This is a genomic window from Lentibacillus kimchii (assembly GCF_055381965.1).
Genome location: NZ_AP043934.1, coordinates 77,968 through 94,776, shown reverse-complemented (window position 1 = coordinate 94,776; position 16,809 = coordinate 77,968). Strand labels below are relative to the sequence as shown.

General features: G+C 44.9%; 12 protein-coding genes, 2 tRNA genes and 1 other annotated feature. Of the genes, 3 read left to right on the top strand and 11 right to left on the bottom strand.

Annotation, left to right across the window (positions count from 1 at the left end):
* Positions 1–178: 178 nt before the first annotated feature.
* Together ACZ444_RS00755 and ACZ444_RS00750 are read right to left on the bottom strand one after the other, a co-directional pair.
* Complete coding sequence (locus ACZ444_RS00755) at positions 179–538, bottom strand: hypothetical protein (protein ID WP_464433498.1); 360 nt, start codon at positions 536–538, stop codon at positions 179–181.
* Between the two features lie 646 nt (positions 539–1,184).
* Positions 1,185–1,256 (bottom strand) — tRNA-Arg (locus tag ACZ444_RS00750).
* Positions 1,257–1,439: 183 nt separating this feature from the next.
* Between ACZ444_RS00750 and ACZ444_RS00745 the strand changes: the two genes are divergently transcribed.
* Both ACZ444_RS00745 and ACZ444_RS00740 read left to right on the top strand, forming a co-directional pair.
* Complete coding sequence (locus tag ACZ444_RS00745; protein WP_382358038.1) at positions 1,440–2,117, top strand: deoxynucleoside kinase; 678 nt, start codon at positions 1,440–1,442, stop codon at positions 2,115–2,117.
* Complete coding sequence (locus ACZ444_RS00740; protein ID WP_382358036.1) at positions 2,101–2,775, top strand: deoxynucleoside kinase; 675 nt, start codon at positions 2,101–2,103, stop codon at positions 2,773–2,775. The genes ACZ444_RS00745 and ACZ444_RS00740 overlap by 17 nt, the downstream gene beginning before the upstream one ends.
* Positions 2,776–2,805: 30 nt before the next feature.
* On the opposite strand, the gene proC is transcribed toward ACZ444_RS00740, so the two are convergent.
* The 6 genes from proC to guaB form a co-directional block, all read right to left on the bottom strand.
* The gene (gene proC, locus ACZ444_RS00735) at positions 2,806–3,621 is read right to left on the bottom strand and encodes a pyrroline-5-carboxylate reductase (protein ID WP_382358035.1); all 816 of its coding nucleotides are present in this window, start codon (positions 3,619–3,621) and stop codon (positions 2,806–2,808) included.
* Positions 3,622–4,063: 442 nt separating this feature from the next.
* A tRNA-Ser gene (locus tag ACZ444_RS00730) sits at positions 4,064–4,156 on the bottom strand.
* Between the two features lie 166 nt (positions 4,157–4,322).
* Entirely contained in the window at positions 4,323–5,600 is a 1,278-nt protein-coding gene (serS, locus tag ACZ444_RS00725) for a serine--tRNA ligase (RefSeq protein ID WP_382358034.1), read from the bottom strand.
* Positions 5,601–5,661: 61 nt separating this feature from the next.
* Positions 5,662–5,878 (bottom strand) — a binding site (T-box leader).
* A 72-nt stretch (positions 5,879–5,950) separates the two neighbouring features.
* Positions 5,951–6,820, bottom strand: coding sequence for a pyridoxal 5'-phosphate synthase lyase subunit PdxS (gene pdxS, locus ACZ444_RS00720; protein WP_382358033.1), 870 nt, complete (start codon positions 6,818–6,820; stop codon positions 5,951–5,953).
* 74 nt (positions 6,821–6,894) lie between these two features.
* Positions 6,895–8,241 carry a serine hydrolase gene (locus ACZ444_RS00715; protein ID WP_382358032.1) on the bottom strand — a complete coding sequence of 449 codons (1,347 nt, stop codon included), beginning with the start codon at positions 8,239–8,241 and terminating at the stop codon, positions 6,895–6,897.
* Between the two features lie 195 nt (positions 8,242–8,436).
* Positions 8,437–9,903, bottom strand: a complete 1,467-nt coding sequence (guaB, locus tag ACZ444_RS00710) for an IMP dehydrogenase (RefSeq protein WP_382358031.1) — start codon at positions 9,901–9,903, stop codon at positions 8,437–8,439.
* A 202-nt stretch (positions 9,904–10,105) separates the two neighbouring features.
* Here guaB and ACZ444_RS00705 point away from each other — a divergent pair, with 202 nt between their 5' ends.
* On the top strand, positions 10,106–11,068 hold the full coding sequence (locus ACZ444_RS00705; RefSeq protein WP_382358030.1) for a YaaC family protein: 963 nt from the start codon (positions 10,106–10,108) through the stop codon (positions 11,066–11,068).
* 6 nt (positions 11,069–11,074) lie between these two features.
* Here the strand turns inward: ACZ444_RS00705 and ACZ444_RS00700 are convergent, their stop codons facing one another.
* The 3 genes from ACZ444_RS00700 to gyrB all read right to left on the bottom strand — a co-directional run bounded on the left by ACZ444_RS00700 (position 11,075) and on the right by gyrB (position 16,761).
* Complete coding sequence (locus ACZ444_RS00700) at positions 11,075–12,160, bottom strand: HD-GYP domain-containing protein (RefSeq protein WP_382358029.1); 1,086 nt, start codon at positions 12,158–12,160, stop codon at positions 11,075–11,077.
* A 96-nt stretch (positions 12,161–12,256) separates the two neighbouring features.
* Positions 12,257–14,767: a DNA gyrase subunit A gene (gene gyrA, locus ACZ444_RS00695; protein ID WP_382358028.1), complete on the bottom strand. Its 2,511-nt coding sequence runs from the start codon at positions 14,765–14,767 to the stop codon at positions 12,257–12,259.
* A 68-nt stretch (positions 14,768–14,835) separates the two neighbouring features.
* Entirely contained in the window at positions 14,836–16,761 is a 1,926-nt protein-coding gene (gyrB, locus tag ACZ444_RS00690; RefSeq protein WP_382358027.1) for a DNA topoisomerase (ATP-hydrolyzing) subunit B, read from the bottom strand.
* Positions 16,762–16,809: the final 48 nt, after the last annotated feature.

Genomic DNA, 16,809 nt, shown 5'->3' with positions numbered 1-16,809 from the left:
TTATGTATATAAACAGTTTAATCTTATTATTGATGCTTTCCCCTCCTGCGTTGGTTATATTTTAGTTTTCATTTTAACTTTTTAAAAAGAAAGAGACGTTTCAATACTTTAGAGAGCAGTATTTTATTCCACAACTGCCCCCGTTTCGTTAAGTACAATTTTGCACAATCCTTTTTATTTAGGCAGTCTTAATCGTTTTATCACCACTGATCATACTAAAAAAGTTGAGAATTAGTATATAAAACGGATAGACAATAAATCCTCCCATCGCTAAAAGACCAGTAACAGGATTAGGGGCATCTCCACCATAAGTTATCGGAAATAAGGATGCGAATATATAAATAAACAGAACAAAATAGGGTACCCATAGGATGACTGTCCAAAAGTTTGCTTTTCGCTCACCCAGCCACTTTTTTGTTAAGAAAACAAGTAGTATTGTACCACCTATAACGTCGACGATTAATATTACACCAGTCAAAATATTAACCGTGCCAATTTCCCAATTTGTTAATCTGCTAATTCTATACACATTTAGCATAAGTTCAAGAGGAACAAATATCATAAGAGCGTATAGAATACTAATAACATTTAACTTCAGGAAGTATCTCATTGAATAAGCCCCTAACCCTTCTGCTCGTTAGCTTCCCATTATACCCCTTTTACTAAGCTATCTGGTCCGCGTGCTTAACAATGCTTACACTGCGTATATTTTAGCATAAACATTTTAATACCTTCAAAAAAATTCCATAAATAAATCTTAATTATTTTAAAATTAACATCCAAAATAGCAATATGAATCACAAATACTTTCACAATGAAAATTCCGGCTGTTTCTCGTCTAGGTATTCGGAAAAATCGTTAAAAGCAATTCTGTAATCATCTAAAGTGCGCTGCCGGCATCCCACTGATTTTTTAAATGAAATAACGTACTCCAAGGCATCTGTGAGCGTTAAATTAATACTTGTATCTGTTAACTCCTGCGGTACTGTTCTACGCTTCACAATTGGCTTGTTTTTGTGTTTTGAACCGGAAATACAAAAATCCCCTTTCCGAGTTAAGAAACGGAAAGAGGGCTAAAAATGAACCGTCCTCTGTTCTATTTTACTAAGTCGAATCCGTGTGATGGCCAGTAAGGCTTGCGACTATATCACCGGTCACAAGTCCTGCCATAGCGGTGTTTTTGATGCCCCCGGCAGGAATCGAACCTGCGCACATGGCTTAGGAGGCCAACGCTCTATCCGCTGAGCTACAGGGGCATGTTAATCACACGGCCAATTACTTAAATAGCTGTACGGCTGATGAAAAAGCACATAATATATTATACAAAATTTAAAGTAAAATGCAAAGGTGAAAGCTGTTTTGAGATGGAACTGGTCTTTTTTATATGCTAGAATTAGGGTCGTCTGTCGAATAATCTTCATCTGACGGGAGGGAATGTTATGGCAGAGGCACCGTTTATTGCGGTTGAAGGGCCGATTGGCATTGGGAAAACATCACTAGCCGCAAAATTGTCGGCTTATCTAAACGTCCATCTATTGAAAGAAATTGTCGACGAAAATCCATTTCTGGGAAAATTTTACGACAACATCGAGGAGTGGAGCTTCCAGACAGAAATGTTTTTCCTCTGCAACCGCTATAAGCAACTGGAAGATACTGAACGCTATTACCTCAAGCAAAACCAAGGCGTTATCGCTGATTATCATATATTTAAAAACATGATTTTTGCCAGGCGAACCCTGCCTTCTGATAAGTTCACCAAATATGAACAAATTTATGGGATACTAACAGAGGACATGCCCTTACCCAACATCGTGATATATTTGCATGCCAGTCTGGATACCATTTTAAAACGTATCCGCCTGCGTGGACGGGTTATTGAACAAAATATTGAGACGTCCTACCTGGCTCAGATTGCACAGGACTATGAATTCTATATGGACGAATTCGAAAAACGTCACCCAGATATCCCGATTATTCGGATTAACGGTGATGACATGGACTTTATCAGCTATCAACAGGACCTTGAAGCCATCATTAACCGTGTAACCAAACAATTGACTGATTTTCAGGCTAATCCGCACATAAAAGGAGCTCATAATCATGAATTTACGAGATAAATATGGCATTCCGCATAACAGTATTATTACAGTGGCTGGTACGGTCGGCGTCGGGAAATCCACTATGACCAAAGCATTGGCAAACGCGCTAAATTTCAAAACATCATTTGAAAAAGTCGATAAAAATCCATATCTCGGCAAATTTTATGAGGATTTTGAACGATGGAGCTTCCATCTGCAAGTTTATTTCCTGGCTGAACGATTTAAAGAACAAAAAAAGATTTTCGAATACGGCGGCGGTTTTATCCAGGACCGGTCGATTTATGAAGATACTGGCATTTTTGCCAAAATGCATTACGATAATGGCACGATGTCCAAAGCAGATTATGAAACATATACAAACTTGTTTGAAGCCATGGTCATGACCCCATACTTCCCGCACCCGGATCTGCTGATATATCTGGAAGGTTCGTTTGACAGCATTATCGAGCGCATTCAAAATCGCGGCCGCGACATGGAAAAAAACACACCAACTTCTTATTGGGAAGAACTTTATAACCGTTATGAAGACTGGATTAATAACTTTAACGCCTGCCCAATTCTGCGTATTGATATTTCCGATTACGATTTACTGGAACAAGAAGCTTCAATTGAGCCCATATTAGAGAAAGTCGGAAATTCTATCGAACAGTCACATAAGTGGAAAGCTCGTCTGTGACCTGAAAACGCAAATGGAATAGGGATGTGCTTATAGCTTTTTCCCCAATTCCACTGACCGTTCGCGTGCGTGCTCAACACACTTTTCGACACCTGCTTGAACATGATGATCGTCTAATTTTTCCAGTCCAGCCTGAGTGGTGCCGCCAGGACTCGTGATTTTGTCCCGCAGCTCAGACGGACTCAAGCTTGATGTCTGCAGCATTTCACCCGCACCTATAATCGTCTGTGTGATTAAATCATGGGCTGTGTCATAATCCAGACCAGTCTGCACTGCTGCCTTTTCCATCGCTTCCACCAAATAATACACATAGGCAGGACCGCTTCCTGAAATCGCGGTCACAGTATGCATGGACGTCTCCGCTACTTCTGTTGCTGTTCCAATTGTATTGAACAAGGCCAGGGCTGTCTGTAAATCACCCGCTCCGGCAAAATCTCCGCGCGTAACTGCTGTGGCCGACTGCCCGACGGCTGATGATGTATTGGGCATTGCCCGGACGATCGGTATCTTTTGATCCAGCAACCCAGAAATGGCATCGGTGGAGACGCCTGCTACAACCGAAATAAGCAGCTGATCAGCATTTAAGCAGTCCTTAATTGATGTGACAGCATCCTCCAGATCATGAGGCTTAACAGCTATAACCACCACATCAGCACCCGCCGCCGCTTCTTTAGTATCATCCGTTTGCTTAACGGCATAATGATCTTTTAAAAATGCCAGCCGATTGTGATCAGACTTATTCGTGACATAAATTCGTTCCTTTGCCAAAAAATCACTGGCCAAAATGCCTGTTAGAATTGACTCCGCCATCGACCCTGCTCCAATAAAAGCCATTTTTTCAATCATAGTCAGACCTCCTCCAATCTAATAAAAAACACCCTGTGTCCATCCCTCTAAAGGACGGATACAGGGTGTTTCCGTGGTACCACCTTTGTTGACATGCCTGGGCATGCCCACTTGATTATGATAACGCAGTAAAGCTGCGGTCAGGTTTATCTGACAACTCCAAGGCAGGTTTCACAAGCGCCAGAACCGATGGAATTTCGCAGCCGGTGAATTCCAATCTCTTTCGGGAGCGTTTTGCTACTGACCTCTTCACCGTTTAAATATGATGACGCTAACAAGCTGAAATGAGGTATATGCAGTGTATGGTTATGTACTATACACGTTCGATTGAATGTTGTCAAGTTTCAAAAAATAAAGTGTACACTACATTTAAAAACCGCTACAACGAATTGTAACGGTTAGGTGGTATTATTATCTCCAAATTTTATGCGATTTAAATGAATGGAGGAGGTAGAGGGATTCGAACCCCCGCGCGGTTTGACCCGCCTGTCGGTTTTCAAGACCGATCCCTTCAGCCGTACTTGGGTATACCTCCATAATGAAGACAGATTATAATTTACCATGTACGTGAGCTCATGTCAACGATTTATAGTAAATTTTTGTGGCTCTTATGCTAATTAAGGGAAAGAGACTGGGATCTCCCCCGCTTATGTTACTGTCACGCGTTTTTAGAGTTGATTCCCAGCCTCATGTGATTTGTTCTAGGGCTTGATAATGTCTTTTCCGCCCATATACGGTCTCAGCACCTCCGGAATAACAACCGATCCGTCTTCCTGCTGGTAATTTTCCAGAATGGCAGCAACAGTCCGGCCAACAGCGACTCCCGAACCGTTCAATGTATGAACAAATTCCGGTTTGCTGGTTGGCTCACGCCGAAAACGAATGCCTGCACGTCTCGCCTGAAAGTCCTCAAAATTAGAACAGGATGATATCTCCCGGTACGTATCCTGCGCTGGCATCCAGACTTCAATATCATATTTCTTGGCAGCCGTGAAGCCAAGGTCACCAGTGCACATACTCATAACCCGGTACGGCAGGTTCAGCCGCTGCAGCACTGTTTCAGCGTGACCCGTCAGCACTTCCAGCGTTTCATATGAATCCTCCGGCAGTGTAAAATGAACCAGCTCGACCTTATTAAATTGGTGCTGGCGAATCAGTCCGCGTGTATCCCGGCCCGCAGATCCAGCCTCAGACCGGAAATTAGCACTATAGGCTGTATATTTCTTAGGCAGCTCATCACTCGCTAGAATTTCATCCCGGTGAAAGTTGGTAACCGGCACTTCCGCAGTTGGAATCAGAAAATAATCATGATCTTCCAGTTTGAACACATCTTCCTCAAACTTGGGCAACTGTCCAGTCCCGGTCAGGCTTGTGCGATTAACAATCTGCGGCGGCATCATTTCTGTATAACCATGTTCATCAGCATGCAAGTTCATCATAAAGTTGATTAAGGCCCGCTCCAGACGTGTCCCTAATCCTTTATAAAATACAAAACGGCTTCCGGTTACTTTAGCAGCCCGTTCAAAATCAAGAATGTCCAAGTCATCAGCAATATCCCAGTGTGCTTGTTTGTCAAAATCAAAGGATGGCACATTGCCCCATTGCCGCACTTCCTTATTATCATCCTCATCATCACCGATTGGCACACTTTCATGGGGAATATTCGGGATGGACAGCATAATGGTTTCCAATGTGCTCTCGATTTCCTTTAGTTCTGAGTCCAATTGTTTAATTTGCTCGCCGACTTCCCGCATTTCCTGAATCGTCTCTTCCGCATCTTTTTGTTCTTTTTTCAGGACTGAAATTTGTTTGGATGTTTCATTGCGCTTTGCTTTCAGTTTTTCGGTTTCCGAAATGAGCGTTCTGCGCCGCTCATCAAGTTCCCGAAATCGTTTCAGTTCAGATAAATCCTCACCGCGGTGAGCTAACTTTGCCTCGACTTCCTCAAAGTTATTCCGCAAATATTTCAGATCCAGCATCGTCATCGCTCCTCTTCTCTGGTATGTCTTCCAGCAACATAAAAACTCCCGTCCCTGATAAAACAGGGACGGGAGTTTACTTCCCGCGTTGCCACCCTTATTGAAGCATCAGTATGCTTCCGGCTTTAACACGATAACGGCGATTGCCGGACTGGCCTAAGCTGCATTCAGCCAGTCAGTTCAAGGATGGATTCACATGCGGCTTTCATCGGTTTCCACCTGCCACCGACTCTCTGGGTTAAAGCCAGCATGTTACTGATTCCTGTCATAACTGTTTAATCATTTTGTTAAAGGATAGCTGATTTAAAGAACATATGCAAGTATAGGCATTATACCACCAGATGAAAAATCTATTCACTGCGCTCCTGCATACGGTCCTGTCCTTCCAATGTTCCAACATCGATCCCTTTCATAGCTGTTCCAAGATCCTGCGACAGCTCACCGATCAGTTGGTAATCGGTATAATGAGAGGTTGCCTGGACTATGGCATTAGCAAGCTTCTGCGGATTATCAGACTTAAAAATGCCAGATCCGACAAACACACCATCTGCTCCCAGTTCCATCATTAAGGCTGCATCAGCTGGTGTTGCAACACCGCCAGCTGCATAATTGGTTACAGGCAGACGGCCTTGTGCTTTAATGGCCAGAAGCTGGTTATATGGGGCGCCTATTTCTTTTGCGTATGTCATCACTTCATCGCTGGACATTGCTGTAAGTTTCCGGACTTCCGACTGCACCTGGCGCATGTGGCGCACTGCTTCGATAATATTGCCTGTACCCGGCTCACCTTTTGTACGCAGCATCGAAGCACCTTCTGTCATACGGCGGGCAGCCTCACCCAGGTTGCGGCAGCCGCAGACAAACGGAACGGTATAAGCCGACTTCTGTATATGATAAGTATCATCTGCTGGTGTCAGAACTTCACTCTCGTCAATATAATCAACACCCATCGCTTCCATAACACGTGCTTCGACTATATGGCCAATCCGCGCTTTTGCCATAACCGGAATCGAAACGGCGTTCATAACTTCCTTCGTAATCTCCGGGCTGGCCATGCGCGCTACACCACCCGCTGCGCGAATATCTGATGGAACACGTTCAAGTGCCATAACCGCAACGGCTCCGGCATCTTCAGCTATTTTAGCCTGTTCAGCATTAACAACATCCATAATAACACCGCGCTGCGGCATTTCAACTGCCCCTTGCTTCTGCTCATCCATGTAAACCCCTCCTGCTCTAAGTAAACTCACTTGAGTAATCGAGCCTTTCCAATCATTAACCTGTTCCCTTTCAGTTAAAACCAGCCTTTCACTGTATCAGCGACTGTATGAAAAATATTACCAAAAAAACTGCCGATAGCGCCAAGTGTCAGCATAAACCAGTTATCTTTTTCAACTGTACTCTGAGCTGTTAACGCAACTGTTTTTTTACCATCACCTGACGTGATATAACCGTAATCATGATCACCATCGTAGCTGATTTCGGCTGTTCCGACCTGGTCACCTTTTTCAACTGGTGCCGTCAGTTCACCAGCGTCATTCAGCTTATCCTTATCCAAATGATATGTCAGACTGTAATCGTCAGCCTCGTCTCCTTTAACCGGCGTCTTGAATGCTTCTTTTGTAGCGACATCAACTGTGTCAGCTTTGCCTTTTGCAACAGAGACAGACGATTGATCATCAAGCTTGAAACCGGCTGGGAAAACTTCTTCCGTTTCAAATTGCTTAAAGCCATAATCCAAAAGTTTGGCTGTTTCCTTGAAACGTGCTTCCATACTTTTCGTCTTCATCACAACAGATATCAAACGATTATCATTCCGTTCTGCTGTGCCAGTAAAGCAATATTTAGCAAGGTCGGTGTGGCCAGTTTTTAAGCCGTCCACCCCTTTATAATAGAATTGGCGCAATGAACTGGCAGCATCCTTATCATGATCAAGCATCCAGTTCCAATTCGTAACCTTCTTGCCTTCAAATTTAATTGAAGGTTTCTTCGTCACATCGAGAGCCTTTGGATAATCATGTACCAGACGATATGCGAGTAATGCTGCCGAGCGGGATGACATCAGATTATTGGCATCCGGGTCAGTTCCCTCAGGCACATTATCACCAAGAGAGGAATTGGCGAGTCCGGTTGAATTAACAAATTTCGTATCCGTCATGCCGATTTCATCTGCTTTGTCATTCATCATCTTGACAAATTCACCTTCAGATCCAGCTACCAATTCAGCCAGAGCAATCGTTGTGGCGTTATCTGAATTAATCGCCATAGCATCATACAATTCTTTAACTGTATAGGCCTTATCCTTCTTCAAGCCAACGCCTGAAGTAGCTGTGTCGGCAGATATGCTATAAACGTAGTCACTGATTTTTGTTGTTGTATCCCAGCTGATTTGACCTTCATCAATAGCTTCATGCACAAGATATTCGGTCATTAGCTTGGTCATACTAGCTGGAGGCAGGGACGTATCGGGATTTTTGGCATACATAACTTTCCCCGTGTCATAATCGACCAGTATCGCTGATCCGCCCTCGATGTCTACTTCGTCTGCTGCTTTTACGGCTAACGGCTGCACCGCTATTATTGTCACCATTACCGCCACTGCCAGTAATAGTGACAACCGTTTCTTCACGTTGTGTGTCACTCTCTTCTACCTCCACCTTTTGCTTAAAGTCAATTATTATGATACTTCTGATAGTTTATCATAAAAACACGGGAAAAAATAGACAGGGAAAAAGCCCTATCTATTCATCCCATCAGGCGTCATAGAGCCCTTTTATCGGGACTATTCATTCACCTGATTTTTTGTTGTACGACAGACGTTTTTAGTATCTCAGCCTCATGAATAATTTGGTGATTCCTTTGTGATTTGCACATCGTGTGGATGACTTTCCCGCAGGCCAGCGTTGGAAATCCGGATAAACTGGGAGTCATCTCTTAAAGCGTCAATTGTGGCTGTTCCGCAATAACCCATGCCTGCGCGCAATCCGCCAATCAGCTGATGGATCGTATCAGCGAGTGGTCCTTTATAGGCCGTTCTGCCTTCAATGCCTTCAGGTACAAGTTTTTTAGCATCTTCTGCGTCCTGGAAATAGCGGTCTTTAGAGCCTGATTGCATAGCACTGACGGACCCCATGCCGCGATAAACTTTATACGATCTGCCTTGAAAAATCTCCATCTCGCCAGGGCTTTCCGTAACCCCCGCAAACATACTGCCCAGCATCACAGCATGCGCACCTGCTGCAAGGGCCTTGACAATCTCACCTGAGTATTTAATGCCGCCATCAGCAATGACCGGGACATTATACCGCGAGGCTGCAACTGCACAATCATAAACAGCTGTTATTTGCGGGACACCGATGCCTGCAACAACTCTGGTTGTACAGATTGAACCAGGACCGATTCCCACTTTAACAACCGTTGCACCAGCCTTAATCAATTCTTCCGTAGCCTCAGCTGTTGCCACATTTCCGGCGATAATCGCCAAGTCCGGGTACGCTGCACGTACTGTGCGGATTTTTTCAAGCACACTTGCTGAATGACCATGGGCTGTATCAATAACAATGGTATCAACACCCGCTTCAACAAGTTTTTCAATCCGCGTCATAGCATCTCCCGTAACGCCAACAGCAGCTCCTGCGAGCAGACGCCCCTGATCATCTTTTGCAGCACTCGGGAACTCAATCGCTTTTTCAATATCCTTGACCGTAATTAATCCTTCAAGCTTGCCCTGATCGTCAACCAGCGGCAGCTTCTCGATCCGGTGTTTCTGCAGCAAGTGTTCAGCTTCTTTTAAGGTTGTCCCAACAGGAGCGGTTATCAGATTGTCGTGCGTCATGACATCCTGAATACGCATGGCATAATCCAGAATAAAACGCAGATCGCGGTTCGTTAAAATACCAGTTAATTGCTGATCTTCATGATTATTGACAATCGGAACACCAGAAATGCGAAATTTCCCCATAAGGTGTTCGGCATCATAAACCTGGTGCTCGGGTGTCAGAAAAAATGGATTAGTAATGACGCCGCTTTCGGACCGTTTTACTTGGTCAACCTGCTCTGCCTGATCCTCAATCGACATGTTTTTATGAATGATGCCCAGACCGCCTTGCCGGGCCATTTCAATAGCCATGTCAGCCTCAGTAACTGTGTCCATTCCGGCACTGATGAGAGGCGTGTTCAGCTTGATCCTGTCTGAAAGATATAGGCTGGTATTCGCTTCATTCGGCAGGACATTCGACTCGGCCGGCATCAAAAGCACATCATCAAATGTTAATCCTTCTTTGGCAAACTTGTCATCACGCATGTTTAATCCTCCTTCTATCCATAGGCCCTATGGCATGATTATGATTGGTGATTCTGGTGAAACTAGGCAAATAGGTGGTACATACCCTCGATTCTATTTGTATATACAATACGCCAACTCTTCGGCTTTTTCAATATGCTTGAATGATTGTAATAAAAGAAATTTAATTTAAAAAAATCAGATTACTAAAGGAGGAAAGACGATGGACACACAGCACGTAAAGGACTTTTATACGTATCTCCAGTCACAGCAGACCTCCCAGTCCTTTTTATATAGGTGTTATCAGCAGCTGGAAGGTGTTAATGCTGAGGTCAAAAGTTTTGAAAACACTCACGCCTTTATCAATTATCTCGATCACGGACTGCGTTTTTACGAAACCGGAAAACAGCTGGAAACACTGCTGCAGCCGCTGTTGTTATTCTATGGCATGAGTCATCTGCTGAAGGCTGCTTTGTTGACGGTAAGGCCAGACTACCCTGAATCCACAGCAATACTCGCCCACGGTGTATCGGCACGTAAACGGAAAAAGCGAGATTATACATTTATGGCGGATGAAGTCAAGCTTCAGAATAATGGATTGTATCCTTATGCAGCAAAATATTTATTTGCTGTAAACGAGCCACCTTTTACTAAAGTGACTATGGCTCAGCTATTAAGTCTGATCCCGGAAATGGATTCTTTATGGACATTTCAAAGGAAACAGAAACTCGCAGCTGTCGGTGATGCAGGAGGCGGGCAGCTGCAGTTTCCTGCATCCCTGCTGGACAGCTATCACATAACGGCCAATGCCCTGATTAAACGGATTAAACCCTTTGTGCCGGCCATCGAACGGCAGGAGACAAACCGCACCAGTATTGCCGTCACGTTAGACCAGCCTTTTCAGCCTGCAGCAAACAGCCCCTTTTTCACAGACAGTAAATGCCAAAAGCTTTATTTTCCGTACCACCGTGAAAACTTTTTAGCCATACCAGAAGTTCTGCTGCACTATTTGCTGCTCTATAACCTGAGCATGCTCTGTCGTTATGAACCGGAATGGTGGGGTGACCTGCTGACGGACCGGCCCGATCAGGATTATTCTTTTGTTAAGGCATTTTTAAATATAACGTCAGAAAAAGTACCGCTTATGCTCGGCCGGATTCTGCTGCAAAAGCATGACAGCCTTTAAATCAGGCTAGTCCCACATCGCTGTAATGCTGAGGTCCGGGTAATCTGTCAGGGGCAGAATACTGCCTGTATCGTTAACTCTTACGAGCGGACGCGCCGGCTGTTGAGCATCCGTATAAACAACCTCGCCAACCTGACCCGTTGAAAGCCGGACAGTGGCACCGGCTGAGCTATTGACAAAATTATCCATAAACGACTTAACAATGTGGTGGTCGAGTTTCGTATATTGATCATGCCGCAATTGCTCAATCGCGGCGAACGGGGACTGCCTCTCCCGATAACTGCGTTCACATGTCATGGCATGATACAAATCGCATACAGCAATTATACGGGCATAATCATGAATGGTCTGATCTTTCAGTCCCAGTGGATACCCGGAACCATCCAGTCGTTCATGGTGCTGGAGCACAGCCACTTTCACATCTTGTGTGAGTGCAGGAAGTTTTTCCACCATGCGATAGCCATAGACCGGGTGCTGTTTAAGATCCTTCAGCTCGCGGTTAAGCAATGCCCTGTCCTCTTGCAGCAATGCATCATTCACTCGGGCCATACCACAATCACATAACGCACCTGCCAAACCAATCTGCAGCCATCTCCCCTTATCATAGCCCATTTTTTTAGCCAAATACGCAGAAAGAATGCCAACAGATACACTATGATGATAAATATAGTCTTCTTGTAAGGCATGTTGATGCAATGTAAAAACAGCCCGCCCAGGGTGGTCAATTGATTCAAATAAAGGAATGAGCACCTGCCGCACATCTGTAATATCGATAGGATTATGATTCTGCCAGCCTTTAAATAGCTGTTTAAAGTCCGAAACGGCTGTTTTGTACTTGTCAGCAAAGGTGTCTTCAGCTGGCTGAGCACTTAGGGACTGCTGCGCGGCATCATCGGCTGTCCCAGGTTCAAATGGCTCGCCACTGGCCAATGTTTTTGAGATATCAACCGTTTCAACTAAAAATTTTTGTAATACTGTGATATGACTGTCTGTTAAAGTCACGTTTTTAGGAATGATTGGTTTAGCTGTTTTCCCCATCACGTCTTGCAACAGTATACATCCAGACACTAACTGCGATGGCTTAACACGCATGGCCAGGCCTCCTTAAAAGAAAAGGTGGCCCAGCGCGAACACAAACGTATTAGTGTGTTGGCCGGGACACCTGTCAGCTTAGGTTTTATCAGTCACTTAGGACTCCTGATCATTATCCTGCTCGTCTGTTGTTTCCGTTTCTTCAGCATCTTTCTCATCGCCGGCAGCACTTGCATTATCCTCTCGTTCGACATTGGCAACCGTTGCGACTTCTTCATTTTCCTGAAGACGAATCAGACGCACTCCCTGGGCACTGCGGCCAGTCTGGGAGATATCAGCGACGGGGATGCGAATCAGCACACCTGCAACGGTGATCATCATGATGTCTTCTTCACCCGAAACGGCTTTAACAGCGACGACTTCACTGTCTTCAGCCAATTTGCACGTAAAAATACCTTTTCCGCCGCGATTGGTGATACGATACTGTTCTTCCGGCGTCCGTTTACCTATGCCTTTATTAGTCACATGCAGTACATCATAACCGTCATCAAGGATTTCCATGGAGATGACTTCATCATCTTCCCGCAGAGAGATGCCGCGTACGCCGGCTGCATTTCGTCCCATCGAACGTACCTGAATTTCCGGGAAGCGGATCAAATGGCCCATTCGGGTACCCATCATAATATCCTTTGTTCCATCTGTTAACCGGACCGAAATCAGTTCATCATCATCACGCAGACCCAAAGCAATCAGACCGCCTTTGCGTATATTCGCAAACTGTGACAGTTTTGTGCGTTTTGATAAACCATATCGCGTCGTAAAGAATAAATAGTAGTCATCACTGTAGGCCGATACAGAAATGGCAGCATTGATCCATTCATCCTTTTCAATCTGGAGCAGATTAATAATTGGGATGCCCTTAGCCGTACGGCTGAACTCAGGAACTTCATAGCCTTTCGCGCGATACACTTTTCCTTTGTTGGTAAAGAAAAGAATCGTATCATGTGTCGACGTGGAGACTAAGTGTTCCACAAAATCATTTTCATTTGTCCCCATGCCCTGAATGCCGCGTCCGCCGCGCTGCTGTGTCCGGTACGTGGATGCAGGGAGGCGTTTAACGTAACCCTGATGGGTGAGCGTTATAACAACATTTTCTTCAGGAATCAAATCTTCATTTTCTATAAAGTCCGCTCCGCCAGCAATGATTTCCGTCCGGCGTTGATCATTATAGGTCTCTTTGATCTCCGATAATTCGTCCCGGATAATCTCAAGCACTTTCTCCTCATCAGCTAAAATAGCTTTCAGCTCAGCAATTTGCTGGAGAAGCTCATCATATTCGTTGGTAATCTTTTCGCGTTCAAGGCCTGTGAGACGCTGCAGGCGCATATCCAGAATGGCCTGTGCCTGTTTTTCACTCAGGCTGTAATTCGTCATCAGTTCCTCACGTGCGATATCTGTCGTATTCGAATTGCGGATCAGTGAAATAACCTCATCCAGGTGATCAAGTGCGACACGCAAACCTTCCAGAATATGAGCACGTGCCTCGGCCTTTCGCAATTCAAAAGCCGTACGCCGTTTAATAACATCCTTCTGATGATCAAGGTAGTGTTCAATGCATTGCTTAATGGTTAATACTTCTGGACGCCCGTTAACCAAAGCGAGCATATTAATGCCAAAGGTCGTTTGCAGAGCTGTATATTTATAAAGATTATTAAGCACTATATTTGGATTTACATCACGGCGTAATTCAATAACCACACGCATACCATCACGGTCTGATTCATCCCGGAGATCAGTGATGCCCTCAATCCGTTTTTCACGGACGAGCTCAGCAATTTTTTCGATTAATTTCGCCTTATTAACCTGGTATGGCAATTCCGTTGCAATCAGCGATGACTTACCATTTGCGTGCTCATCAATATGTACCTTTGCCCGGATTGCGACTGACCCTTTTCCAGTTTCATAGGCTTTGCGTATACCACTTTTGCCAAGAATTTCACCGGCTGTTGGAAAATCAGGACCAGGAAGATAATACGCCATTAATTCCTGAATCGTAATCTCAGGATCCTTGCTGACAGCCAGTACGGCATCAATTGTCTCACCCAGATTATGGGGTGGAATATTCGTTGCCATCCCCACGGCAATACCAGCTCCGCCATTAATAAGCAGGTTCGGGAACCGCGCCGGAAAGACAGCCGGCTCCCGCTCGGTTCCGTCATAGTTATCGGCATAATCTACGGTATCTTTGTTAATATCACGCAGTAATTCCATCGAAATTTTAGACATGCGGGCCTCTGTATAACGCATGGCCGCCGCCGAATCGCCGTCGACGGACCCAAAATTTCCGTGACCGTCCACCAGCATGTAACGATAACTAAAATCCTGTGCCATACGAACCATCGATTCATAAACCGCTGAATCCCCATGCGGGTGATACTTACCAATCACTTCGCCGACGATACGGGCAGATTTTTTGTGCGGCTTATCTGAATACATACCAAGATCGTTCATAGCATAAAGTATTCGGCGATGGACAGGTTTCATGCCATCACGAACATCAGGCAAAGCCCGCGATACGATGACACTCATGGCATAGTCGAGAAAGGATGTGCGCATCTCCTGGCTGAGATTAATTTCCTGAACGTTTGGACGTTGTTCATCTGCCATTCCATTACCTCCAAATTCTAAATCAAAGTGCCGGCATCAGTTTAATCCGGCATACTTAAAAGGGCCGGTTAGATATCCAAATTCTGAACATACTGGGCGTTTTCTTCAATAAAGTTACGGCGTGGTTCCACTTTATCGCCCATTAGCATGTCAAAAATATGATCGGCCTCCATCGCATCAGTCAATTCAACCTGGAGCAATGTCCGGCTTTCCGGATTCATGGTTGTTTCCCAAAGCTGGGTAGCATTCATTTCACCAAGCCCCTTGTAACGCTGCAGACCTGGTTTTGGTGATTTCGGCAATTCATCAAGAATGCGCTGCATCTCATCATCATCGAAAGCATAACGGGCCGTCTTGCCCTGCTGGACTTTATATAAAGGCGGCTGGGCAATATAAACGTAGCCATGTTCAATCAGCGGCCGCATATAGCGATAGAAGAAGGTTAACAGCAATGTACGGATATGCGCACCATCCACATCAGCATCAGTCATAATAACGATCTTATTATACCGGGCTTTCGTGATGTCAAATTCATCACTGATGCCGGTTCCCATTGCTGTAATCATGGCACGAACTTCATTGTTTGAGAGAATTCTATCAAGCCGTGCCTTTTCGACATTCAGAATCTTGCCGCGCAAAGGCAAAATAGCCTGGAAGTGTCTGTCACGACCCTGTTTAGCAGAACCGCCTGCTGAGTCACCTTCCACGATATACAATTCGCTGATCGCTGCATCCTGTGATGAGCAGTCTGCCAGCTTACCAGGCAGATTACTTACTTCAAGTGCGCTTTTACGGCGGGTTAATTCACGTGCCCTTTTGGCTGCAGTTCGGGCCCGCGAAGCCATTAAGCCTTTTCCAACGACAAGTTTAGCAATGTCCGGATTTTCAAATAAGTACTTGGAAAATGCCTCACTTAATGTGGTGTCTGTCACACGTTTCACTTCGCTGTTCCCGAGTTTTGTCTTCGTCTGCCCTTCAAATTGCGGGTCCGGGTGCTTAATGGAAATGATGGCTGTCATACCTTCACGGACATCATCACCACTTAAGTTCGGATCATTCTCATTAAACATATTATTCTTTCGCGCATAATCATTAATGACACGCGTCAGCCCGGATTTAAACCCGGATTCATGCGCACCGCCTTCATACGTATGAATGTTATTAGCAAAGGAGTAAATATTACTGCTGAAGCCGTCATTATACTGAATAGCAACTTCTACCATGATTTCCGAGTCTTCACGCTCAGCGTAAAACGGTTCATGCAGCACTTCCCGGTCACGATTAATATACTCAACATAGGAGCTGATGCCCCCCTCATAGTGATACTCAACCGGGTCCTCATCCGTCCGTTTGTCTTCGAGTGATATCGTGACACCTTTGTTTAAGAAGGCCAATTCGCGCACACGCTGATCAAGTGTGTCAAAATTGAATTCTGTCGTTTCCGTGAAAATCTCAGAATCGGGTTTAAAATGTGTTGTCGTGCCGGTCACGTCTGAGTCACCAACTACTTCGATATCTCCCTGTGGTGCACCTTTTTCAAAGCCAAGATAATAGACTTTGCCGTCTCTGTGAACATAGACTTCCAAATAACTGGATAATGCATTAACAACAGCAGCACCGACGCCGTGCAAGCCGCCGGAAACTTTGTAACTGCTATGGTTAAATTTACCACCAGCATGGAGTACTGTCATAATGACCTCAAGCGCCGGTTTGCCAGTCTTTTTCTGAATATCAACCGGGATTCCACGCCCATCGTCAGTCACCGTTATACTATTATCCTTTTCGATTATGACCTGGACTTTATCACAAAAACCCGCCAGCGCCTCATCGATACTGTTATCAACGACTTCCCATACCAGATGGTGCAATCCTCTCTCACTTGTCGTACCAATATACATGCCGGGACGTTTCCGTATGGCCTCAAGTCCCTCCAGCACTTGTATTTGATCGGCGCCATAATCTTGTTCATGTGAATTATTTTGATCTGCTGACATTTTTTTCACCTGCGTTTCCTGGAAAAACATAGCCTGCTTGAGAACCGG